Annotated in this window: 24 protein-coding genes; 15 read left to right on the top strand and 9 right to left on the bottom strand. The window is 33.8% G+C overall.

Annotated elements, in window-relative coordinates; translation table 11 throughout:
- The first annotated feature begins 53 nt into the window (after nt 1-53).
- Nucleotides 54-1,217 (top strand): glycosyltransferase family 4 protein, encoded by a 1,164-nt coding sequence (locus AC07N0_RS10730; protein ID WP_494589177.1) that lies wholly within the window; start codon nt 54-56, stop codon nt 1,215-1,217.
- On the opposite strand, the gene AC07N0_RS10725 is transcribed toward AC07N0_RS10730, so the two are convergent.
- The 4 genes from AC07N0_RS10725 to AC07N0_RS10710 all read right to left on the bottom strand — a co-directional run bounded on the left by AC07N0_RS10725 (nt 1,214) and on the right by AC07N0_RS10710 (nt 5,889).
- A complete protein-coding gene (locus AC07N0_RS10725) occupies nt 1,214-2,296 on the bottom strand; it encodes a hypothetical protein (RefSeq protein WP_494589176.1) in 1,083 nt (360 codons plus the stop codon). The two genes, AC07N0_RS10730 and AC07N0_RS10725, sit on opposite strands and share 4 nt — an antisense overlap.
- 192 nt (nt 2,297-2,488) lie before the next feature.
- On the bottom strand, nt 2,489-3,661 hold the full coding sequence (locus AC07N0_RS10720) for a glycosyltransferase family 9 protein (RefSeq protein ID WP_494589175.1): 1,173 nt from the start codon (nt 3,659-3,661) through the stop codon (nt 2,489-2,491).
- A gap of 41 nt (nt 3,662-3,702) precedes the next feature.
- Nucleotides 3,703-4,689 carry a glycosyl transferase gene (locus tag AC07N0_RS10715; RefSeq protein WP_492799670.1) on the bottom strand — a complete coding sequence of 329 codons (987 nt, stop codon included), beginning with the start codon at nt 4,687-4,689 and terminating at the stop codon, nt 3,703-3,705.
- Between the two features lie 219 nt (nt 4,690-4,908).
- The gene (locus AC07N0_RS10710; RefSeq protein WP_494589174.1) at nt 4,909-5,889 is read right to left on the bottom strand and encodes a DNA/RNA non-specific endonuclease; all 981 of its coding nucleotides are present in this window, start codon (nt 5,887-5,889) and stop codon (nt 4,909-4,911) included.
- Nucleotides 5,890-6,185: 296 nt separating this feature from the next.
- On the opposite strand from AC07N0_RS10710, the gene AC07N0_RS10705 reads away from it, so the two are divergent.
- Together AC07N0_RS10705 and AC07N0_RS10700 are read left to right on the top strand one after the other, a co-directional pair.
- Nucleotides 6,186-7,406, top strand: coding sequence for a BaiN/RdsA family NAD(P)/FAD-dependent oxidoreductase (locus AC07N0_RS10705; RefSeq protein ID WP_494589172.1), 1,221 nt, complete (start codon nt 6,186-6,188; stop codon nt 7,404-7,406).
- A gap of 216 nt (nt 7,407-7,622) precedes the next feature.
- A complete protein-coding gene (locus AC07N0_RS10700; protein ID WP_492799667.1) occupies nt 7,623-8,444 on the top strand; it encodes a purine-nucleoside phosphorylase in 822 nt (273 codons plus the stop codon).
- A 189-nt stretch (nt 8,445-8,633) separates the two neighbouring features.
- Here AC07N0_RS10700 and AC07N0_RS10695 read toward each other — a convergent pair whose 3' ends face one another.
- The gene (locus AC07N0_RS10695; protein ID WP_494589171.1) at nt 8,634-8,960 is read right to left on the bottom strand and encodes a tetratricopeptide repeat protein; all 327 of its coding nucleotides are present in this window, start codon (nt 8,958-8,960) and stop codon (nt 8,634-8,636) included.
- Nucleotides 8,961-9,126: 166 nt separating this feature from the next.
- Here AC07N0_RS10695 and AC07N0_RS10690 point away from each other — a divergent pair, with 166 nt between their 5' ends.
- The 5 genes from AC07N0_RS10690 to AC07N0_RS10670 all read left to right on the top strand — a co-directional run bounded on the left by AC07N0_RS10690 (nt 9,127) and on the right by AC07N0_RS10670 (nt 12,892).
- Nucleotides 9,127-9,861: an electron transfer flavoprotein subunit beta/FixA family protein gene (locus tag AC07N0_RS10690; RefSeq protein ID WP_494589170.1), complete on the top strand. Its 735-nt coding sequence runs from the start codon at nt 9,127-9,129 to the stop codon at nt 9,859-9,861.
- A gap of 52 nt (nt 9,862-9,913) precedes the next feature.
- Entirely contained in the window at nt 9,914-10,879 is a 966-nt protein-coding gene (locus AC07N0_RS10685; protein ID WP_492799665.1) for an electron transfer flavoprotein subunit alpha/FixB family protein, read from the top strand.
- A gap of 159 nt (nt 10,880-11,038) precedes the next feature.
- Nucleotides 11,039-11,629: a bifunctional nuclease domain-containing protein gene (locus tag AC07N0_RS10680; protein ID WP_309918956.1), complete on the top strand. Its 591-nt coding sequence runs from the start codon at nt 11,039-11,041 to the stop codon at nt 11,627-11,629.
- A gap of 122 nt (nt 11,630-11,751) precedes the next feature.
- Nucleotides 11,752-12,633, top strand: a complete 882-nt coding sequence (locus AC07N0_RS10675) for a cell division protein FtsX (protein WP_492799664.1) — start codon at nt 11,752-11,754, stop codon at nt 12,631-12,633.
- A gap of 55 nt (nt 12,634-12,688) precedes the next feature.
- Nucleotides 12,689-12,892, top strand: a complete 204-nt coding sequence (locus tag AC07N0_RS10670) for a DUF3098 domain-containing protein (protein ID WP_494589169.1) — start codon at nt 12,689-12,691, stop codon at nt 12,890-12,892.
- Nucleotides 12,893-12,971: 79 nt separating this feature from the next.
- Here AC07N0_RS10670 and AC07N0_RS10665 read toward each other — a convergent pair whose 3' ends face one another.
- Nucleotides 12,972-14,117: a lactonase family protein gene (locus AC07N0_RS10665; RefSeq protein ID WP_494589168.1), complete on the bottom strand. Its 1,146-nt coding sequence runs from the start codon at nt 14,115-14,117 to the stop codon at nt 12,972-12,974.
- 226 nt (nt 14,118-14,343) lie between these two features.
- On the opposite strand from AC07N0_RS10665, the gene AC07N0_RS10660 reads away from it, so the two are divergent.
- Nucleotides 14,344-14,820: a hypothetical protein gene (locus AC07N0_RS10660; protein WP_492799661.1), complete on the top strand. Its 477-nt coding sequence runs from the start codon at nt 14,344-14,346 to the stop codon at nt 14,818-14,820.
- A gap of 80 nt (nt 14,821-14,900) precedes the next feature.
- Here AC07N0_RS10660 and AC07N0_RS10655 read toward each other — a convergent pair whose 3' ends face one another.
- Nucleotides 14,901-15,299 (bottom strand): Hsp20 family protein, encoded by a 399-nt coding sequence (locus AC07N0_RS10655; protein WP_494589167.1) that lies wholly within the window; start codon nt 15,297-15,299, stop codon nt 14,901-14,903.
- A 242-nt stretch (nt 15,300-15,541) separates the two neighbouring features.
- On the opposite strand from AC07N0_RS10655, the gene AC07N0_RS10650 reads away from it, so the two are divergent.
- From AC07N0_RS10650 to AC07N0_RS10640, 3 genes are all read left to right on the top strand, one after another.
- A complete protein-coding gene (locus AC07N0_RS10650; RefSeq protein ID WP_309918972.1) occupies nt 15,542-15,835 on the top strand; it encodes a hypothetical protein in 294 nt (97 codons plus the stop codon).
- A gap of 96 nt (nt 15,836-15,931) precedes the next feature.
- Nucleotides 15,932-16,885: a methylenetetrahydrofolate reductase [NAD(P)H] gene (gene metF / locus AC07N0_RS10645; protein WP_492799659.1), complete on the top strand. Its 954-nt coding sequence runs from the start codon at nt 15,932-15,934 to the stop codon at nt 16,883-16,885.
- Between the two features lie 236 nt (nt 16,886-17,121).
- On the top strand, nt 17,122-20,865 hold the full coding sequence (locus AC07N0_RS10640; RefSeq protein ID WP_494589166.1) for an ATP-binding protein: 3,744 nt from the start codon (nt 17,122-17,124) through the stop codon (nt 20,863-20,865).
- 29 nt (nt 20,866-20,894) lie between these two features.
- Here AC07N0_RS10640 and AC07N0_RS10635 read toward each other — a convergent pair whose 3' ends face one another.
- Nucleotides 20,895-21,794 carry a DUF58 domain-containing protein gene (locus tag AC07N0_RS10635; protein ID WP_494589165.1) on the bottom strand — a complete coding sequence of 300 codons (900 nt, stop codon included), beginning with the start codon at nt 21,792-21,794 and terminating at the stop codon, nt 20,895-20,897.
- A gap of 34 nt (nt 21,795-21,828) precedes the next feature.
- Nucleotides 21,829-22,449, bottom strand: coding sequence for a septal ring lytic transglycosylase RlpA family protein (locus AC07N0_RS10630; protein WP_494589164.1), 621 nt, complete (start codon nt 22,447-22,449; stop codon nt 21,829-21,831).
- A gap of 328 nt (nt 22,450-22,777) precedes the next feature.
- Between AC07N0_RS10630 and AC07N0_RS10625 the strand changes: the two genes are divergently transcribed.
- The 3 genes from AC07N0_RS10625 to AC07N0_RS10615 all read left to right on the top strand — a co-directional run bounded on the left by AC07N0_RS10625 (nt 22,778) and on the right by AC07N0_RS10615 (nt 24,116).
- A complete protein-coding gene (locus AC07N0_RS10625) occupies nt 22,778-23,104 on the top strand; it encodes a DUF3276 family protein (protein ID WP_309918987.1) in 327 nt (108 codons plus the stop codon).
- A 98-nt stretch (nt 23,105-23,202) separates the two neighbouring features.
- Nucleotides 23,203-23,469 carry a hypothetical protein gene (locus tag AC07N0_RS10620; RefSeq protein WP_494589163.1) on the top strand — a complete coding sequence of 89 codons (267 nt, stop codon included), beginning with the start codon at nt 23,203-23,205 and terminating at the stop codon, nt 23,467-23,469.
- 14 nt (nt 23,470-23,483) lie between these two features.
- Nucleotides 23,484-24,116, top strand: a complete 633-nt coding sequence (locus AC07N0_RS10615; RefSeq protein ID WP_494589162.1) for a Shedu immune nuclease family protein — start codon at nt 23,484-23,486, stop codon at nt 24,114-24,116.
- Nucleotides 24,117-24,120 lie beyond the last annotated feature (4 nt).

The raw sequence follows: 24,120 nt of genomic DNA, 5'->3' as shown, positions 1-24,120 counted from the left end.
TTCTATTAGTATAATGCTTAATAGGCTTGAATAATTTTGAATGTATAATAGCAATGAATAATTCTTTTTGGACATTTTACAATAGTAACCTTTTTCATGTCATTGTTTCAACAGTGGTTGCTTGTGCTACATCAATTACAGCCATTCCTGTTATTATTAATATTTCGACACTTAAAAACTTAATGGCAAGTCCGATTGAAAGGAGTTCCCATGAACAAGCTACTCCTACTTTAGGAGGTGTGGCTGTATTTGCTTCGATGTTAATTAGTTACTTTCTATGGGAAAATCCCGACGAAGGTCAGTTGATACACCTTTCTATTTCTTCTATCGTTATTTTGTTCTTTTTAGGCGTAAAAGATGATATCCTGATTTTGGCTCCAAAGAAAAAAATGTATGTGCAGATTGGTGCTTCGCTATTAGTAGTAGTGCTTGGAGATTTAAGAATAGAAAACCTTTTTGGTATTTTTGGTATTTACTCTGTACCTTATATCTTCAGTTTACCCCTTACTGTCTTTGTCTTTATCGCGTTGATTAATGCTGTAAACCTAATAGATGGTATTGATGGACTAATGGGAGGAATTGGGATGATTGCAGGCGGATTGTTTGGAATTTGGTTTTATTTAAACGAACACTATGCGTTGGCTTGTTTGGCAGCCTCAATGGCTGGGGCATTGCTAGGGTTCTTAAGGTTTAATTTTTCAAAGACATCCAAAATCTTTATGGGCGATACTGGCTCATTGATTGTAGGCTTTATTTTAGCTCTTTTCGCTGTAAGATTTATTCAGTTAAATGTTCAATATCGCTTCGACCCTAACAGTACTTTTGCAGCACCCATACTAGCTATTATCGTATTGGTAGTGCCTATTTTTGATACGTTAAGGGTATTCATTATTCGATTGAAAAACAAGAAATCTCCTTTTGTAGCGGATAGAAACCACCTTCATCATCTTCTGATTGATAGTGGCTTAAGCCATTTTCAAGCGTCGCTAGTACTTTGGTGTTTTACAATTATTTCTACGTTACTATTTGTTTTTATTAGCAAGAAAGCCGAAAATACTACTTCGCTTTACTTATTATGCTTATTGTTTGTCGTTTATATGACCGTAGCACATTTACTAAAAACAAATAACCAAAAACGTTTATTAAAACTCAATAAAGGAACTAAATCGGAAATGGAAACTGAAAAACCAGAGACAGAAGAAGCATTAAAAGCTTAATCTCTATTTAGTTTTTTCGAACTTTCTTTTATCTTTTGTCCAATTCTGTCTAGCACTTTTTTACTATTGTCCAATTGATCACTTACTGACAAATCTCCATTATTATATTTGTCCTGTAAGTCTTTTCTAATAGCTGTCCATTTGTCTTTTTGTTCCAATAAAGCAGTATAGTTCTGTTGTTCTTTTGAATAACTGAAAGGCTTTGTCTTTGGCTTAGTAGTAGCTTCACTAGGGCCAGTACTTTTAGGCTCATCAAAGGTAGATAAATCAGACTTTGATGTTTCTAATTTGTTCGTACTTTGGTTAGGCTTTGATTCTTCAAAACTATTAGGAGAATCTTTTGATGTTTCTGTGGGCTTGCTATTTTCAAAGTCATCCACTACTACCTGATTATTTTGGATAGGTGGTAATGAATCTTTTGGCGTTACATCAACAGTATCTTCAACAACTACTTTAGTTTCTTGACGATTAAAAAGCGTTGAAACATCAAAAGTATTTTTCTTGCCATAAGAATAAGCCAACAGCCCCACTATTGCTACAACAATAGGGATAAATAAGTATTTATCATTTGATTTAGTAATGAACGGATTGTTGTCATTAGAAATCACGGGAGTAACTATCTTTTTCTGATCGATTACTTCCAATACTATTACATTGTGTACATTATATACACTGTAAGGAGTATCAATATTAGCGATTTTTAATAAATTCAAACAAGCATCTTTAGGGCCTATGCTATTATGAAGAATTTCGTCAATCTCATCTTCAGATATTTTATTCATCAGCGATTCTCCGCAGATTAATATTTTATCCCCTTCCTCTAAGTGAAAAGTGATGATTTCTAATTTAGAAGGTTTGGCCAAATATTGTAATTTTTGACCTCTGCGACTGATATAACAATTTGTATCACTTATCCAGTTAATGAGAGAAAGGTCTCCGAGTTCCCAGAAAGCTTGAAGTTCGTGGCTTGGATTCGACTTTTTGGCTAATTTATTAATGGATCTCTGTATTTTTAAAATAGAGTTCTCCAAAGCCCGATAAGTTTTATCCGATTCATTTAATTCAGAAGGATTTGTCATGATTTTGGTATCCATTCAATAAAAACTTGAAAAACTCAAAATATCTTTTATAATGGTGTTCAAAGCTGAAAATAGTACGTTGATAAACTATATTGTTTGTTAGAAAATTTAAGGCAAAAATAATGCCAATAAAGGTTTTTTACAAGCTAGTTTAAGCTAAGACTATTATATAACTAAATTAATTTCGTTATGTTAAGATTTTTTAAATTTAAATAGTTCATCCATCGCTTTGGGTACTAATTTCTGTAAGGTTCGCTCGTTCAAGGAGGTAATATAATGAATCGTCATTTGCTCTCTAAAAGATTTAACGCCTTTTGAATACTTATGATCATGAATGATATAAGTAGGTTTAGCATTGATGGGGAAATACTCTAAGCCCGTACCCTCCTTAAACAAACATAGTGTAGCTGTTAAGGTAGAGGCAATATGTGCAGGGAAAGAATCTAGCGTAAGGGCGCCGATTGATTCTTTCAGTACAGGAATCATTTGTAAAATGGATAATTTACCCACTGCATCAATAATTTTTCCAGGATGTTTTTTTTCGAGTTCAAGCATTAGCTTGCTAGAATACTCTGTAAGACCACATATCATAATTTGAACATCTGGTCTTTTTTCTAAGATATAATCGCTGATTGTTATCCAAAATGTATTCGAGAACATCCTGTTTTTAGTACCAGCTTCTGGAAAAATGATAAAATAATCTTTTTGGATGTCGAGTGTATTTTTCTCGTCAGCAGGCATTAATAAAATGGGTTCGATATTTTTACCCGTTTGTGCAACGCCTAAACTCCTTAAACTCTGAATCTGTTGATCAATCGAATGGAAGGGTGTAGGAAGCATATAATACTCTATATCTAGTAAACTACCCATTCCTCGTGTACCAAAGCCTATTTTCTGTTCAGCATTTAAAAATGGTAAAAGTAAATTAGCATTATAACCAGAATACCTAAAGTCGAAAGAATGAGAATAATATAGATTTTTATGTTCAGCTAAAAATGTCTTGATATCATTTACATATAATTTGAATTTTGCAAAAATCGAAATGGCACTTCTGTTAGTTCGATAATGATTAATAAAAAATACTTTGTCGTATAGAGGGTTATCTACAATTAAATTTTTACACCAACTTCCTGCTACTATGTGAATTTCAATATGTGGATGCTTATTTTTCAGCGCATTTATCATATAACTCATCATCAGCATATCGCCTAGGTGACCAAAATTAAAAAGTAAAATTTTGTTGGGTACAATATACTTATTATGTTTACTTTTTCGGAAAATAAAAACAAAGAAATCAACAAATAAGTCTAATACTCTTAGTCTTAGCTTAGTTGGTCTATTTCCACAATACTCTCTTTTTAGCATAATGTTTTATGAACAGGGGTTAGATTACTACCGAATAGTACTTATTTGTCCGAATTGATTAATTCTACTACTTTCCTAAAGGGCAATTGTAATGCTTTTCTTACTCTTTTATAGCGTTTTACTTTTGGCGGTTTAATATAAAAGCAAGGAATCTTGATATAATAATCATTAAAGTTTTCTTTTAATTTATTGGCATAGTCTTTAAAAAGAGGAACGATGTCAGGTCTTTTTTCAAAAGTTGAACGATCCTGATATTTTGAAACGCTATCGGGTTTACTTAATTGATAACCACTATAATGGAAAAAAATTAAAGGCTCGTTGTTACTAAAGAAATAGTCTCCATTTTTAGTAATCTGCCTCTCGTGAAGATTCCAATAAGCAACATTATAGCCAGGGTGTTTTTCAATCAATACAGCATTTTTATAATAAATAGGAACGAAATTTATCCAGAGTTGGTCTACAAACAAGCCATTGCACAAATCTATTCTACAATCATTTTTAAGGCGTTCTTTCCACCAGTCAATCATCTCCAAACTTTCCTTGCTTCTAGCAACACCAATAAAGCCTAAATTATAAATACCCGTGTTTAGATGTGCAATTTCTTTAGTATCATAATCATCGAGAATCGGCGATGTGATGTGTGGAGTAACTACAATGCTTTTTGTTTGTAAGCTTTCTGTTAATTTACTTAATTTTTGATAAACTATAATATCGGGGTCAAAGTAAATAACATTATTGATATCTTTTCTATGTTTGAAAAAGTAGTCAAAGTAAAAAGGCTTAACGGCAGTATTAAGTTCAGTAATGTCATAATTTTCGCACATAGCATCCAAACAATCAATACCAATCTTATTAATCTCTAGCAGCTGAAAAGGAGGAGTTTTTTCAGTATCTAAGCTTACCTGATCAAGCCTATCCACTAATCCAATTACATATTCTATATCAGGGTTAGTTTTTTGTAGAGACTGCCCTAATGTTTGGGCTTGTGCAAGATAATTTATGGAACAAATTGTAAAGGCTAGCGTCATAGTTATTTCAAAATTTAAGCTACTACTATAGTAATAAAGTTTAGAGATAATTTAAATGTAAGGATAAGTGTGTTTTTTGAGGAATAAACTTAATTTTTCTAATATTTTATCACAAATAGCATTTTAATGCTATTCAAAAAGATAATATTTTCGAAAATAAAGTTACGACTTTATCATTAAACAGACTTAAAATATCTTTAAGATGGTTAATAAAATAACTTAAAACCAATCTTCGGGCTTATTTTTTGTTTCAATTCTTTGCTCTAAACTATCGGGCAGTTTCTCGAAAAAATCAATACCAGTTAATACTTCAATGGAATCAATGCTTACAGCAAACGATTTAATAGATTTTTCAGAGCCTTCGTTTGGAATGACAAAGGCGATAGCTTTTTCATTTTCGGGGTCGTAAACTATTTTATAAAAATGTGTAGGAACAGCTACCAAATTGGTTCTACCAATTGTTTTAAGCCCTTTTTTCAACACAGGCCCCGTGATGATAATCAATTCATTTCTATGAATAACCCACTGACGAATTTTGCTTTCTAAATTACTCCAAATTCCTCGATTAAAATCGGGGGTTTGTGGGGACATATTCGACATATAGAAAGTTTCGTCTTCCAATGCCTTATCATATTTAAAATCCGCCGCAGGACATAAGTGTCCACGGTCGTAGCCAGAACGTGAATAATCACGCGTATGTGCCGAACCTGTTTCAACGAGGGGGTCTTCTATAAACTCATTAGAACGCGTAGCGTTGCCGTCAACAGCGTCTTTAATTAAACGATGTAAAACCCATGAAGCTTGTTCATATTCTTCACGATAATTTAAAATAAAGGCTGTATGACGAACAATCTCTTGATTGAGTTTTGAAGAAGGAATATAATCGTCTAAACTACCGCCATCACTATTTTGTGGCTTACTTTTATTATCGCCAAAAAGCTTGTCTTTGATGGTTTCTAATACAGAGCTTTCAATTTTATCTTCTATTTTTTTGGATAAATTATCTGTAATTCCGCCAGACTCTTTGTCTGTTTCCTCCTCATTATCCTCCTGTTTGGTTTTTTCTTTTTCGGATGACTTTTTCTGAGTGGTGATTTTCTGAAAATCTTTTTGTAGTGATTGTAGGGGTGCTGGCTTTCCTAGGTAATACAGAACAATGCCAAGTAGGAGTAGGAAAAAAAGAAATTTGATTTTGCCCATGATTTTAGGTATGGTTAAGCACCGTTTTAGATTATTAATAGAGAAGCTGTTTAAACTTTCCCTTTCGGATTAAACTAAGTCTTTTAGAATAGCTTGTTCCAAAATTTACTCAACGTAGCGATGCTATGCTTCGCAAATTTTGAAAAAATCAATTCAAAAATACAATACTTTCACCTCAGAAACGGAAAGTTTAAACAGCTTCAGATTTTTGAAAACGCTCAAATGAAATTTACCATTACATTTTTAGTAATTTTGTTTTTCAAGGAAGTACACAAAGGTGGCTTCGATAAGAATCAATGTCAAAAAAAAATATAATAGTGATTGGGGCTGGTGCCGCTGGTTATTTCGGTGCAATCTCGGCCGCTGAAAGTAATCCTGATGCGAAAATAACACTTTTAGAAAAAAATAGGACTGTTTTAAATAAAGTTCGTATCTCTGGTGGTGGGCGTTGTAATGTTACGCACGCTTGTTTTGATAATAAGCAGCTCGCTAAGTTTTATCCAAGAGGAGGGAGCTTTCTCAAAAATTTGTTTACTCAGTTTAATGCCAAAAATACCGTTGAATGGTTTGAAAAACAAGGTGTTACACTAAAGACAGAACCAGACGGTAGGATGTTTCCCAATACTGATAGTTCTGAAACAATTGCTAGGTGCTTAGAAGAAAAAGCAAAAAAGGTAGGTGTAAAAGTAATGACCTCTACAGGAGTGAAAGCTATATTAACCAATGAAAAAACAGTCACAGGTGTTGAATTGCTTAGTGGCGAAACATTGCCTTGCGAGGCGCTATTGATAACTACTGGTGGAAATCCACAAAAAACTGCTTACCAATGGCTAGCTGATTTAGGTCATCAAATTATCGAACCTGTTCCTTCCTTATTTACGTTCAATGTTCCAGATTCTCTTTTTACTGAACTTTCAGGGGTGAGTGTTCAGCATGCTTCTGTAAGAATTGCAGGAAAAAAGATGCAACAAGAAGGTGCTTTATTGATTACCCATTGGGGTTTTTCAGGACCAGCCATTTTAAAACTTTCGGCATGGGGAGCTAGAGAATTAGCCGAAGCAAATTATGATTTTACTGCACTGATTAATTGGAATCCTGAGTTTTCAGAGAACCAAATGAGAGAAAACTTTTTATTGCAAAAAAAGATAAGTCCTAAGAAAATTATTCAGTCGAACCCACAGTTTTCAATACCCTCACGGCTTTGGAAAAAACTTTGTGAGCTTTCAGATATTGATGAAACCCTTCGTTGGATAGATATTGCTAATAAATCAACCAATAAATTAATTGAATACTTGCTGAATTGTCCTCAGAAGGTGAAAGGGAAAACTACTTTCAAAGAAGAGTTTGTTACTTGTGGAGGAATAAGTTTAGCCGAGATTAATCAGCAGACGATGGAAAGCAAGTACATTAAAAACCTGTTTTTTGCAGGAGAAGTCTTGGATATTGATGCCGTAACAGGAGGCTTTAATTTTCAGGCTGCGTGGACGACGGGCTATGTAGCAGGCAAAAATATGTAGGTAAATCGTAAAAGAATAAACAGTTATTTCAACATCAGCTAATTTATACCAATGAAGCTATTTAAATTTTCCGTTTCTTAGGTGAAAGTATTGTATTTTTGAATTGATTTTTTCAACATTTGGGAAGCATAGCATCGCTACGTTGAGTAAATTTTGGAACAAGCTATTCTAAAAGACTTAGTTTAACCCGAAAGGGAAAGTTTAAACAGCTTCAATATGTATTATCAACAAATAGTAAAAACCACTGAATTTATTCAGCAACAAGTACCTGATTTTAATCCTGATTTTGGTATTATTCTTGGCACAGGTTTAGGGGCTTTGGTGAACGAGATAGACATCATAAAGAGTATTAACTATGCGGATATTCCACATTTTCCTGTATCAACGGTTGAGTTTCATCAAGGCAAACTGATTTTTGGTAAAATTGGCACGAAGCATGTCATTTGTATGCAAGGACGCTTTCATTTTTATGAGGGCTATTCTATGAAAGAAGTGACTTTCCCTGTGCGAGTAATGCAACAATTAGGCGTACGCCAGCTAATCGTTTCAAATGCTTCGGGAGGAATGAATCCCGCTTTCAAAGTTGGCGACTTGATGATTATCCAAGACCATATCAGTTTGTTCATGCCTGAAAACCCACTGACAGGCAAACACATTTCAACTTTTGGTGACCGTTTCCCTGATATGTGCGACCCGTATGATTTATCTTTAATCAACAAAGCTGAAGCTATTGCACAATCATTGAATATACCAGTTCAAAAGGGAGTTTATGTGATGGCTTCTGGTCCACAATTAGAAACCAGAGCAGAATATAAATTGCTGAGAATGTTAGGCGCTGATGCTGTGGGGATGTCTACAGTTCCTGAAATAATTGTGGCACATCAAATGGGAATAAAATGTTTTGGGATGTCTATCATTACCGATATGGGTATTCCTGAAACCCTGCAAAAAGCAAGTTTGGAGAAAATTATTGCTGCTGCTAGTAAATCAGAACCGATGATGACGAAGATAATCAGTGCGTTAATCAAAGAATCCTAAAACTAAATCCGTGTTCTGTGGCAAATAGAACATGGGTTGTATTCTGTGTGCCACAGACCATGGATTCGAACACGGATTTAGGTTAAAAGTCATGCCGTGAGTAGAATATTTCTAACCCTTTCTATTAGTGGGTGACTTAAGTCACCCACTAATAGAAAGGAAGATATTTCCATTTTCAGATAATCTCTATTACATCTCTAATTCATCTAAAAATAACTGATAAGCCCCTTTCAATTCTTTCAAAGCTTTTTCATTGCCCAGTTTCTGGGCTAGTGCTATGCCATCAGTATAAATTTTTTCTGCTAAATCCGTTTCTCCAAATTCCGAAAATAAAGCCCCTGCATGATAATAAGTAGGGAGATAGTCTGGATGATTTTTCAAGAGGAACAAATAAATATTACCTGCTTCTGTAGCATCTGATTTCAACAATTCAGTTGCCAATGCATAGTGATTAAAAGGGTTTTCAGGTTCTTCTTCCAGAAACTGTTTTAGTAAAGCTAATCTGTTAAATGACATTTGATAAAATATTTATAAATAATAGTATGCTTGCATACTATTATTAAAACTTTTCGTTATTATTGTGATGAAATAAGGAATACTACAAATTAAACCTTTAAAAGTTAAATTTATCATGTAATTCTTGAAACAAAACTCAAAAGATTAACAAAATAAACGATATACAATGAAAATTTTAGTTTGTGTAACAAGTGTACCCGACACCACAGCGAAAATTTCGTTCACGGACGGAGATACAAAATTCAATAAAGCGGGCGTAACCTATATTACTGGACCCTATGACGATTATGCACTTTCGCGTGCAGTAGAATTAAAAGAACAACATGGTGGCACTGTAACTGTGCTAAATGTGGGTGAAGCAGATGCTGAGCCTGTAATCCGTAAATGCTTGGCAATTGGTGCTGATGATGCTATTCGTGTGAACAGCGAGGCAACAGATTCTTATTTTGTAGCAAGCCAAATTGCTAGTATTGCTACTCAGGAAAAATACGATTTAATTTTGATGGGACGTGAGTCAATCGACTTCAATAGTGGCGTAGTGCATGGATTGGTAGCAGAAATGTTAGGAATTCCTTCTTTGTCACCTGTCATGAAACTAGATATTGAAGGTACTACAGCAAAAATCACCCGTGAAATAGAAGGAGGGAAAGAAGATTTAGAAGCTAGTTTGCCCTTAGTATTGGGCTGTCAGGAGCCTATTGCAGAATGGAAGATTCCGAATATGAGAGGTATCATGACCGCAAGAACAAAGCCTTTGAAAGTAGTAGAGCCAGTAGGCGAAGGCTTAACAAGTACAGATAAATATCAATTACCTGCACCCAAAGGAGCTTGCAAAATGATTCCAGCCGAAAATGCTGAAGAATTAATCACGCTATTAAAAACTGAAGCAAAGGTACTTTAAGCAATGTTATGCTTAGTGAATTTATCTTCTTATCATTAAAATCTGAAATACAATGTCTGTTTTAATATTCACAGAATTAGATAATGGAGCGATAAAAAAATCTTCGCTCGAAGCCGTTTTTTATGGCTCAGAACTTGCTAAGTTACAAGGTACTTCTGCTACGGTGTTGGCCATTGGCGAAGCATCTGAAAGCGAACTAGCGAAGGCAGGTAACTTTGGTGCAAGCAAAGTACTTCATGCCAATGATGCTCGTTTAGCGGTTTCAAATATTCAAGCTTATGCCTCTGTGTTGACTGAGGCCGTTAATACTGAAGGTGCTGATATTGTTGTGCTAGCAAAATCATCGTTGGGAGATGCCGTTGCTGCTAGGGTAGCAGGCAAATTAAAGGCATCAATCGTTTCTAATGTAACGGCGTTGCCCAATTTAGCGAATGGTTTTGTGGTAACTAGAAGCATTTATACAGGTAAGGCTTTTGCTAGTGTGTCACTGAAAAGTGAAAAAAAAATCATAGCAATTAAGAAAAATGCAGTGAGTCCTGTTGAAACGGATGCTTTGGCTACCGTAGAAGTATTTGCACCAGCATTAAATGATGGCGATTTTGGTGTAAAACTAATTGAAACTCATAAAGCATCAAGCACTATTTCCTTACCAGAGGCCGACTTAGTAGTATCTGCTGGACGTGGATTGAAAGGCCCAGAAAACTGGGGTATTGTTGAAGACTTAGCGAATGCTTTAGGGGCAGCAACGGCTTGTTCAAAACCTGTTTCTGATTTAGACTGGCGTCCTCACCATGAGCACGTTGGACAGACGGGTATCAAGGTTTCTCCTAATTTGTACATTGCTGCTGGTATATCAGGAGCTATTCAACATTTGGCGGGAGTTAATTCATCAAAAGTTATTGTGGTGATTAATAAAGACCCAGAAGCTCCTTTCTTTAAAGCAGCAGATTATGGTATCGTAGGAGATGTTTTTGATATTTTACCGAGACTGACCAAAGCCGTTTTAGCATCAAAATAAGTAACTTTACAAGGATTATTTAAAAGACCTGTGAAATTTAAATGTCACAGGTCTTTTATTTTGAATGAATATCCAGAAAACTTTTTTAAATTTATCGGGGTTTATATCTTTGTTACTTGCTAATGAAAACCCCAATTATTAAAAGCATATATTTGTAAAGTGGAAAAAATAAAATTAGAAATATTAGGATTGTCTCCTAGTTCATCTCAAACGGGTTCGTTCGCATTGATATTAGGAGAAGAGTTTGGTCCCAGAAGGTTACCTATCATCATTGGCATGTTTGAGGCCCAAGCAATTGCCATTGAAATTGAGAAAATCGAGCCTAATCGTCCGATGACTCATGATTTATTCAAAGCGTTTGCTCGTACTTTTCATTATTCTGTGAGTGAAATTTCAATAACCGACATCAAAGAAGGTGTCTTTTTCGCTAGAATTCATTGTACTGACGGTATTAAAGATACTTATATTGATGCGCGTCCATCGGATGCCATCGCTATTGCTTTACGTTTTAATGTACCGATTTATACCTTTGAAAATGTATTGTCGGAGGCAGGTATTTCTACCAACGAGTCGTCGAAAGACCCTTTAATTGATGATATTGAACCAGAAATTAAGCCTAAAAAGACTTTTGGAGAGATTTTGAAAGAAAATCCAGTGGAACAGCTTAATAAAATGTTGCAAGAAGCCCTTGCTAACGAAGAATATGAAAAGGCTGCGAAAATTCGTGACGAACTAGATAAAAGAAATTAAACAAAGGATTCTAAAAAAAGCCATCTGAAAACCTCAGATGGCTTTTTGTTAAAAAGCGTTAATTGGCTTTCATTGCGATATAAAAATCGTAAATTTGTTTGTAATCTTTGCCTCAAGATGATATGGCTAAAATAAAGAAATTAGGAAGTACGCCGAATGTAATGGTCGTTATTAGCTTAACCATCGCACTTTTCTTAATCGGAATGTGTGGTTTATTAACGCTGAATGCTCGTAAATTGGCTGAATTGGTAAAACAAAACGTAGAGCTACAAGTATATTTAGATGACGATTTAACTACCAGCAAACTTGATTCAATCTACAAATTGTTGACAAAAAAAGAGTTTGTTCTGCTGAAAGATAATTCTCCTCAAATTAATTTTATTTCTAAAGAAGTAGCAGCTAAACAATTTATTGAGGAATCTGGAGAAGATTATAGAAAACTATTAGGCGATAATAATCCTCTTCATAATCTGTATGCTGTAAAAATTAAGCAAGAGTATTTTAATGATGTCAAATTAAAAGAAATTAAAACAGCACTAGAAATAATTCCTGGCGTTCATGAAGTAGCTTATGTTGAAAATTTTGTAGAAGAGGTAAATAAAAATATTTCAAAAATATACCTCGTACTTTCAGTTTTTGTGATGTTGTTGCTGTTGATTATCATCATTTTAGTCAACAATACCATTAAACTATCATTGTATTCTCAGCGATTTTTAATCAGAAGTATGCAATTAGTAGGAGCAACAAATGGTTTTATTCGCAAACCATTTATCATAAAAGGAGCTTTGCAAGGGCTTACTAGTGGATTAGTGGCAAGCTCATTGCTTATTTTGCTTCAACAACTAGCTGTTCGTAAAGTAGAAGGTTTGGTGCTATTACAGGAAATGGATAAAATGATTTATTTATTCTTGGGTATCTTGATTATTGGAACGTTGATGGGTATCCTAAGCACATTCCAATCTGTTGAAAGATATTTACGATTATCATTAGACGAGCTATATTAAGCATTAAAAAAATACAAAATCAACTTTCATTTGAAATTCAAAATAAAAATATAAAATGACTAATAAAGATAAACTCCCTTTTGGAAAAACAAACTACTTAACCATGTTGCTAGGAATAGCCATTATCCTTATCGGATTTTTTATCATGAGCCAAGATAAAGAAGAATTCGGTTTTGGGTTTTTGGGCTTAACACTAGGGCCAATTATTGTATTGGCAGGTTTTACGATTGAATTTTTTGCTATTTTAAGAAAATCGTAGTTAAGAAAGATTTATATATAAAAACGCTCTTTAACCAATAAGTTAAAGAGCGTTTTTTATGTTTCCTTAGCAATGCTTCTTAATTAATATTCATCATTTTTAAACAAACAGGATTAGGTACCGAAATCTCTTTTCCAGTTGATGTTAGGGTTCCTTTCAAAGGATTGCGCTCAAAAATGGTAATATTATCACTATCCTGATTGGCAATTAAAACAAATTTACCTGTAGGGTCAATGATAAAATTTCTAGGTTTTTTACCTAAAACAGATTGATTCGTGATATAAGTAAGTTTACCTGTTTTAGGGTCTATCGCATAAATAGCAATGCTATCATGGATTCTGTTAGACCCGTATAGAAACTTGCCATCAGGCGAAATATGAATATCTGCACACGATTTTCCCCCCGTATAATCTGCTGGCAAGGTTGAAATTGTTTGAAAAGCCTTAAGTCCTCCCTTTTGATAGTTAAAACCTGTTATCTCTCCGCTTAACTCTTGTATCACATAAGCAAACTTTTTGTTGGGATGAAAAGTAAAATGTCTTGGTCCAGTTCCATCCTGTACTTTTGTAAAAGGAGGGTTTCCAGCAGTTAGTTTTCCTGTAGTGTTGTCTAATTGGTAAGTAACAATTTTATCAGTTCCCAAATCTGGTACAAATACGTCTACATTATTAGGAGCAATATTAATAGAATGCACATGGGGCTTTTCTTGTCTGGTTTCATTCACTCCTTTACCTTCATGTTGTATCGTCTGAATGGCAGTACCTACGCCTCCATTACTTTCTACAGGCAAAACACTTAGGCTACCAGCCCCATAATTCCCCACAATTACCCATTTTCCTGTCTTATCAACAGCCACATGGCAAGGTCCTGAACCATTAGCTGATTGTGTACTCAATTGATTTAATATGCCTTTTACTTTGTCAAACTCAAAAGCATATACGGCACCACCATTGTTAAATTCGCCTACTGAATATACATATTTTTGGTTGGGAGAAATCGCTAAAAAAGCAGGGTTTTTCAAGCCTTTAGCAATACTGATGGCTTGGTAATTTCCAGTTTCACTGTTGAATTTATAGACGTAAATTCCTTCGCTTTTTCCTGAGGTATAAGTACCTACCAATAAATAAAATTCTTTGGGTGCTATGGGTTTAGATATTTTAGTAGCAAAAGCAAAGGATTGAAATAGTACAAGCAGTACGAATAAAAACTTAGTGCTGATTTTCATGGAGAGAAGATTTAGGATGACTAATGATAATTTTTGAAAAGATAAGTATTTTTTGTTTTTTACTTATAGAGTATTGTAGGGATTAATTTTTACTCAATTCTGATAAATTATGTTTCAAGATGGCGTCCTGCTAGGATAGTGGGGTGTTTTTTCTACAAATTTTCGAGATAATCTTTGGTACAATAATTTAAAAAAGAGATTTGATTAAAATATTAACAACAATCGCATGAAAAAACTATTATTCAGTGCTTTTATACTCGTTTTATTGGGTGTAAGTACTTCTGTAAAAGCTCAAGGGCAATACAAATCAGCGTTAGGTATTCGTTTAGGTAATACTAATGGTATTACATTTAAAACTTTTGTAAACGAAAAAAGTGCAGTAGAATTGATTGGCTCATTCCGTTATGAAGGTTTTGGTTTAACAGGTCTTTATGAAGTACATGGCAGGGCTTTTAATTCTAGAGACTTTAATTGGTTCATTGGTGGTGGTGGTCACGTGTATGTTTGGGGTGATAATCGTCCAGGATTTTTAGATAGAAACCAAACGACCGTATTAGGTTTAGATGGTATCCTTGGTTTAGAAGCTTATGCAAGAACAATTCCTTTAGCAATCAGTTTAGACTGGAAACCAGCTATTAACATCGTAAATTATAGTAGTTTCTGGGCTGATGAAATCGCTTTGTCATTCAGATATACGTTCTAGAACAATATTTATTATACAAAAACAAAAAGCCCTACGGAAGCGTACTTCGTAGGGCTTATATATATAGCTAGTTTGTTTCCTTAAATTTCTACTTCTATTCTTTTTTTGAAGCCTTTTCGATGCTCATCAATAGGCATTACTATTTTCCATTGATTGTTGTAATATCTGGCAACGATATTATCTAAATCAACAAAGTTGGGCAACATAATATGACCCATCGTTTGTGGTACAAAGTTCTGTGCTTCTTCTTCCTCCGCTTTTTTCAAAACTGGTTGCAAAGCATATAACCACAAAATATTGTCTTCTACATCCATTTGCAAATGGTCTGCACTCAAACCTGCTACTTTTACATATACTTCAAAAGCTTCATCTGTTAGATTTACTTCAATAGTTGGCTCAACTCTGCCACCGTTAAGGGTATTGTTAAAATCAATGTCTGCTAGTATATTTTTCGGAATTTCTATTTTATAGTTCTTCATCTTGTTGACGCTTTAAAGGTTAAAACAAATTTGTTGAATGTCTTTACTATATCCTTTCAAATCTTATACCAGCTGTTTTGGTAAGACAAAATGGCTTGTTTTGAATAATAGGCAAGACATTTTGTCTAGTATAGGTAATTTTCTACAATAAATAAGTCATTTAGCATACAAATAGCTTAATAGCATTTTTATTTGCTACTACATAGTATGTAACTTTATGATTCATTTAAATGATAACTTCGATGACTTACCCTGAATTTAAGGCAACACTAACTCATCCAACCCCACCGACCTCGGTTCATGAATTGTTAATTGCACTTTGGTATGATGCGAATGAAGATTGGGAAAAAGCTCATGAAATAGCCCAAAGCAATGAAGGTTCAAAAAAATATGATCAATTGCATGCCTACTTACACAGAAAAGAAGGGGATAATTGGAATGCCAAATATTGGTACACGCGTGCTAAATCAACTGTTTTTGTAGGTTCGCTAGCTCAGGAATGGGAAATGTTAGTAAAGGAGTTTTTGACTCTATAAGTTTTGCCTACCTTTGTACAAAATATAAACTAATGCTATGTACGGCTGTTTGATGAAGATATTCACCTGAAAGTCGGAGATTTATATATATTAATTATGACCAAAATTACCCAATACATCGAGCAAGCCAAAGGCAAAACGCTATTTTCAATTGAGATTATTCCGCCAGTAAAAGGGGAAAGCATACAATCGTTAATGAGTAATATTGAGCCTTTGATGGAATTTAAACCGCCTTTTATTGAGGTAACGTATCATCGTGAAGAATTTTTAGAAAAAATTGTGAACGGTCAGATAGATAGAATTCCTATTCGTAAACGCCCAGGTACTGTCGGTATTTGTGCTAGCTTGATGAATCGTTTTAATGTTGATGCCGTTCCTCATGTGATTTGCGGAGGTTTTACGAAAGAAGAAACAGAAGACTTTTTATTTGATTTACATTATTTAGGCATTGATAATGTATTGGTACTTCGTGGCGACCCTGTGAAGGGTAATCCAGCTTTTACACCTGAAAAAGGAGGGCATGCCTATGCAAGCGACTTACTGCAACAAGTAGTAAGAATGAACAACGGAGAGCTTTTGCACGAAGAAACACAAGCTTCGCCAACCAATTTCTGTATCGGAGTGGCAGGTTATCCAGAAAAACATTTTGAAGCTCCCAACCTTAATACAGATTTTGCTTACTTGAAAAAGAAAGTTGAATTAGGGGCAGATTATATCGTTACACAGATGTTTTTTGATAATCAAAAGTATTTTGATTTCGTAAAGAAATGTCGTGAAGAAGGAATTAATGTGCCAATTATTCCAGGGTTAAAGCCTTTGGCAACAAAAAAACAATTGACAGTGTTGCCAAGAATTTTCCATTTAGATATGCCCGAAGATTTGGTAAAAGCAGTAGAACAATGCCAAACAGATAAAGATGTAAAACAAGTAGGGATTGAATGGTGTATTCAGCAATGTAAAGAATTGATAGCTTTTGATGCGCCAATCTTACATTTTTATACCATGAGTAAATCTGAAAGTACAAAAAAGATTGCAGCAGCAATTTTTTAAATTAAATTTTAGCAGTAATACGGTATTTTTTGAAGAAGAGTCTTTTATACATAATAAGACTCTTCTTTTTGTTTAGTCCAGATTAAGTTATTTTGAAAAAATACACTATTTTTGATAGAACGAATGAATCCTCTTTTTCAATAATATATAATATATCCATATCAGTCTTATTTGTTGTGTCAAAGCATTTATCAAAATGTTAGGTATAATAGTGGGCTCTTCACAAGTAAAGTGTTATGAATCATACATTTACTAAAATTCTTATCTCTCTTTTCCTTAAAAGAAACCTCTTTCTGAGTTTTGCTTTTTTGTGTTTTGGCTTAACATCTTTATTGTATGTTGTGATTGAAAACGACAAAGGCAATACATTTGAAGAAAAGTATTTATCTGATATTCAACATAAAGTCAGCAAAGAAATCCAAAAATCAAACCTTGATTTAGATAAAGTAAGCAGTATCATCAATAATCTAAAAGAACTTAGATTTGGTTCATTGTTTACCAAAACCGAATACCCATACTTTATCTTTAACAACGGCAAGCTGATTTTTTGGTCAGACAACCAATTTGTTCCAGACTATTCATTAATCAAAGGCAATTATACTACAAAAGGAATATTGCTAGAAACTGGTAAATCAATTGTAAATCGCAGAGCCATATCAGCGGGGAAGAATAATATTGAAATCTTCTCAGTATTGAATTTGTATTATTCAAATGAATATAGGGTAAATGGACTAAGAGAACAATACAATACAAAAATTTTCAGAACAGACGCCCAAGATATTTCCATTACGCCTTCTTCCAACAATCGCCTTAATATTTATACCACATCCAAGCAATTCTTATTTTCCATTGCTACTGAACAAGGTGACAATTTCCAGATTTATATCATTTCAGCCTCAGTAATTGTTAGTGGTTTGCTGTGTGTATTTTTTGCAATTATTTACTTATTTACTTGGCTTTGGTATTTAAACAATAGTCATCGACATGGGTTAGCATTTGTTATTTTAATAGGATTCCTGATAGTATTAAGAAGCATTTCGCTTTTTTATTCAATCCCTTTTTCACTTTACCAATCAGACCTTTTTAATCCTAAGTATTTCAGTTCGTCTGTTTTGTCGCCATCGTTGGGCGACTTGATTATCAACTTACTGATTTTTGTTTTTATATTAATTTACTTAGTGAACTATTACTACAAAATGAGGGCTTATTTATGGTTGATGAACTTACCAAACCTTATTAAGCAAATTACTACTGTAGTATTATTGATATGTAGTTTTTGTCTTACTCAGTTTATATATGGGCTTTTAGGCGATATTTATGAAAAATCCAACAATGAACTTAGCTTGGCTTTAAACATTGATATTTGGGAAAAACCTTTGGTGTTGTTTTCATTATTGGCCTATGTATTAATTGCATTGATTTATTTTTTAAGCAGTCATTTCCTAGTTATCCTGATTATTAAACTAAACAGACGCAACGATAGATGGATGTATATTTCCTTATTGATTGCTTTGGTATTTACTAGTCTTCTTGTTTTGATTTTCTCAAACTTCAGTATTTTTGTTTTTGGACTTTACAGCATTTATTTGTTTGTTCTTTTTTACACGTCATTTCCTCGCTATTTATATACTTTCCGTTATCAAACTTCTATTTACTTCTTTTGTGGGGCTTTAGTTTGTGCAGGCATAGGCAATTATGTGGTTTATCAAGAAAATATTCAGGAAGATTTCAACCATAAAAAACAGTTTGCTAAACGTTATTTCGATGAAAATGATGAAAAGGCTGAGTTTCTTTTAAACAAGGCAAGCCTTTCAATCAGTAGAGATTCGGCTATTATTGATTTAATGAAGTCTGACTTTCTACCAAAAGAACAAGTAGGCAACTATGTAAAACACAATTTGCTGGATAATTATTTTTCTTATTACGATGTTCAAGTTTTTGTGTTTGATAGTACTGGCAAGTCGCTTGATAATAATGATGAAATAGAAAATTATCAGACTTTCGAGAAGATGTTTAGGTTGCCAAAATATAGCACAAAAAATGAAAAAATATATTTTGTAAACGACTTAGAAGCTTATGCTAACAAACAGTATTTTAATTTCATCCCGATTCTGAATAAAGAAAATACATCAGCGGGCTATATTATTCTGGATTTAAAGCGGAAAATTCAGCTTTCTAATGATATTAATGATGAATCTCCAATTTTTACGGGGACGAAGCTAAAAGCCAATGCTTATAGTTTTGCAGTATATGAAAACGGAAAAATTTTAAAAACTGGCGGAGAAGGCTTTAACTATGAAGGGAAATTATCTAGCGATGTGCTACAAGGAGAAGAGATTTTCCAAGATGGCATAGAAGAAAATGGCTACAAGCATATTGGTTTTGTTAATAACAAAGGCAAAGCAATCATTGTTTCTTCAGAATCGCAAAGTATTGCTTCAATCTATGCCAATTTCTCATTCTTGTTTTTGATATTAGTTTTTACCATCATTATCGTCATCTTATGTTATGCCTTACACTATGGCTTTTCGATGATGAATATCAACATTGCCAGCAAGATTCAAATATACCTCAATATTGCATTTTTATTACCCTTGATTTTGGTAGTAAGTATCACCCTGACCATCATCAGTGCCAAGTTTTCGGAAAGTCAGCAAGATGGTTATTTGAATCAAACAGAGAGCATAGGCATTAATTTAATGCCCGCAGTTGATAGATTCGCTCAAGGCAAAATGAGTAAACAATTTTTATCTGATACGATTAATAGCATTTCTACTAGTACCAAAAAATACATAAGCGTTTTTGATACTAAAGGTCATTTATTGGCTAATAACAAACCATTCAGTTTTGAAAATGGATTCCTTTCTAATTATATCAATCCAATAGCTTATATCAAGCTGATGGAAGAAAAGGACTCGAAAGTGATGTTGGATGAAACCATTGGCGATTTATCGTTCAAGACTTCTTACTTAAAGCTAAAATCAAATGAGGGTAAGTTGCTCGGGATTGTTTGTATACCATTTTACGATTCAAAAACATACTTTACAAAAGAGGTAAGTTCCGTAATTGGCTCAATGCTAAATACGTTTACTACCATTTTCTTGATTTTACTATGGTTTTCGTACTTAGCTTCTAATGTATTGATTGTTCCGTTGCAAATGATTGCCAATAAATTACGGAAAGTAGATTTAAGCAAGCCAAGCGAGCCACTTTCATGGCGGTCGGATGATGAAATAGGCGTTTTAGTAAAAGCCTACAATGAAATGTTGGTAAAACTTGAAGAATCTAAAGTAGCGCTCACAGATGCGAATAAGCAATCTGCATGGCAACAAATGGCTAAACAGGTGGCTCACGAAATTAAGAATCCACTTACACCCATGAAATTGTCTTTACAATTGCTTTGGCGTAAGCTCTCAAGAGGAACAGAATTAGATTTAGCGCAAGTGAAAGACCAAATAGAATCGTTAACAGGGCAGATTGATAACCTTTCCTATATTGCTACTTCTTTTTCAGATTTTGCCAGATTGCCAATTCCTAAAAGTGAGGTATTTGATTTTGCCCATGAGACCAGAAAAGTAGTGAATTTATTCACAGATGATTCTCAGTTAGAATTAAGAATGATTGTGCCAAATAAAGCCGTAAAAGTAATTGGTGACCGTCAGCTAACAGGGAATATTATCAAAAACCTGATTATGAATGCCATTCAATCAGTGCCTTCCACTAAAACGCCCGAAGTAATGATTGTGGTTGAGTTAGGCATTGAAGCCGTTACTTTCAGCATTCAAGATAATGGGGTAGGGATTCGGGAAGAACACCGTGGAAAAATATTTATGCTGGACTATTCAACGAAAACCCAAGGCTCGGGTGTTGGTTTGGCCTTAGCAAAATGGGTGGTAGATAATGCCAAAGGAAGTATTTGGTTTGAAACTGTAGAGAACCAAGGAACTACCTTCTTCTTTACCTTGCCATTAGCCCCTTAATATTGATTGAAAGATGAAGTAAAATACTTTTACTTCATCTTTCCTCTTTTTACCAAATACGATGTAAGGATTTGTTCAAACCCTTCAGCAATATCAGCTTCAATAAAATCAATTTTATATTGTCCGCAACGCAGTTTTAATTCTTGGTAAAACTGATGCAAAGTTTTCTGATAATCAACCTTTACTTGAGCAGGATTCAACTTGATGGTTTCGTTGGTTTCTAAATCAATAAATTCATAGGGACGGTCATCGAATTCAAAGTCAGATTCTGTCTTTTTATCTGTCACATGAAAAATCAATACCTCGTGCAGGTTATGTTTCAGGTGTTGTAAAGAAGAAAAAATCTTTTCTGAATTATCAATATCATCAAACATATCGCTGAAAATGATTACTAACGAACGCTTATGAATGTTTTCAGCAATCTGGTGAATTACCGACGCCACTTCCGTTTTTTTATGTTCTTTAGGTTTTTGAAGTAAATTTTCTAAATCCAAAAAGATTTTATGGATATGCGAAGGCGTTGATTTGACAGGCGTTTGAATCTCAACAGCTGAGGAGAAAGTAATTAAGCTAATAGCATCTTTTTGTTTTTGAAGCATATATGCCAAAGCCGCTGCTGCCATAGTAGAGAATACAATTTTGCCATTATTTTTCTCTGGATAATACATCGAAGAAGACGTGTCGATAATTAAATGACAACGCAAATTTGTTTCTTCTTCATATCTTTTAGTGTAAAGTCTATCCGTTTTTGCAAATACCTTCCAATCTATATGCCTAGTACTTTCGCCATTATTATACAAACGATGCTCTGCAAATTCCACCGAAAAACCGTGAAATGGTGATTTATGAAGACCCGTAATAAAACCCTCTACCATTTGCTTGGCTAAAAATTCTATATTCCCATATTGGCGTATTTGTGTTAAATCCATAAATTATTTTAAAACTTTGTTGAGTGAACTAACATTATTTAGTTGGCTTTTTAGGAGTTGCTTTCGCTAATTTCCGCGCTTTGATTCTTTGCTTAGAAAGTTTCCTTAAATAAGAATTTACCTTTAAACGTCGATGTTTGAGGTTTGGATATTTTCTTTTTTGCCAATTTTTTTTGAGGCGATAATAGCGATGATATTTTAACTTCGTTTTCTGATAAAATTTAGGCTCAAAATGCGGAGGGGCAGTCAGCCTTAGCGAGTCGAAAGGCTCTAGCATAATATCTCCGTCAAAGCCAACCACTTTTAAACGTACTTTTGTAAGCCCCTTATTCGTCATTTTTAGCCACTTTGCTGGATTTTCAGTTAAGTCAATAATCCTTCCAGGCTTAAACGGACCGCGGTCGTTTACTCTTACAATTACAAAACGTTTATTGGCAAGATTTGTTACTTCCAGCATCGTGCCAAAGGGCAATGTCATGTGGGCAGCAGTGTACTGATTTCGTTGAAGTATTTCACCCGTCGAGGTAGGTTTATTATAGAAATACTGAGCATAGAATGAAGAAATACCAAAAGATTCATCCCCTAATTTTTGTGCATGGGCAACAGAACAGAAAAGGCTGAGAATTATGATAATTCCTAGAAGTGGTTTTGACATTTTGTGTGATTTAGTGGTTTTAATTTAGTGGCTTTCTACACATTATCTACCAAAACTGGAATACGAAATTAGCCTTTTTCGGGCGAAATAAAAATATAAATTTTAAGCATATAATATTGGAATTTACCCATAAAGCATAGCATGTATAGCACAATGATTTTTTTGTTTTAAGAATCAATCGTTTTGTTTTCAATATTAAATTAGTCGATTTAACTAATAATTAATGTGAAGATGTAGAAAATAGAAATTATTTTTCATGATTAACTTTTGAAACATTCAGAAAATTTATATTTTTACCAATCCGTAAACCCTAAATTGTCATAGCACAGTGGAAGAAAGAGAAAGAGAAGAATTGTTTTCGAAACGTATCAGAGCAGGAAAGCGAACGTATTTTTTTGATGTGAAATCGACCCGCTCAAACGACTACTACATTACTATTACAGAAAGTCGCCGTTATCAAAAAGATGATGGTTTTGCTTACGAAAAACACAAGATGTTCTTATATAAGGAAGATTTTGATAAATTTGTTGAAGGCCTTCAAGAAGCAGTTGACCATGTGAAACATGAACTTTTGCCTGATGTAGATTTTACTCAATTTAATCGTGAAGACGAAGATACTGTGGGCGGATTTGGTAGTGATTTGAAATGGGAATAAACGAATGAAAGAATTTATAAGCCTCTGAAATTTCAGAGGCTTTTTTGTTGTTGTACGATTAAACTTGTAACTTTGTATAAACCGTTTGCAATGTCATTATGGAAAGAATACTTAAAAATATCGAATTAGAGCGCGCCGCAGAAATCGCTTATGATAGTTTGAAAGAAAGCTCACGCAATGAGATTGAAAATTCTTTAAAAAGTGTATTGAAAAATAACGATCAACAAAACATTGAATTATTACCTGTAGCAGGCGACCCCAAAGAGTATTATATAATGAATGTAGGTATATATAAAGTCATTTTTGAACGAGAACCAGATATGCTTCATGTTCATGCTATTCTTAGTGGTAGTTTTGGGAGATAGAAATATGATAGTTGATGAAAGATTTTAAAGAAATTAATATTGACTGGAAAGCAGTTGAAAAAGAATTGCTTACTTTAGAAAACCTATTAACCAATTATAAAGAGTTAAAAGAATCCTCTCAGGTTTTGCCTTTTTTTAAAGAATCCCCCAATTTATCTGCATTAATTGGTAAATTATACTTCCCTGATTTGGTTGAAATCAACAGAATTTCTTATGAGTTTGATTTTTTCGGTGACTTTAAAGCTGATTTGGTTATCGGTGATTCTGTAAAAGCATCCTATGTTTTCATTGAATTTGAAGATGGAACATCAGACAGTATTTTTAAGAAAAAGAAAGGTAAATATCAAAGAGAATGGGCAAATAGGTTTGAGCATGGATATAGTCAAATAGTAGATTGGTTTTGGAAGTTGGATGATTTAAAACAAACGACATCTTTTGAAGGAAAATTCGGTGCACGTATTAGTAGCTATAATGGAATTTTAATTGTTGGTAGAACAACATCATTAGAAAACTTAACAGATAAACAAAGATTTGATTGGCGTAGAAGCCATACAATTATTAACTCTAAAAAGATTCACTGTGTTACTTATGATGAGCTTTTAGAGGATTTAAAGAAAGTGATAAAATTTTTTGCAATTAGTAAATAAAAAT

It is taken from the genome of Arcicella sp. GW821-FHT09D11 (assembly GCF_059416265.1).
Note: the sequence above shows the minus strand (reverse complement) of the source record. Positions and strands in the feature narration are given on the sequence as shown.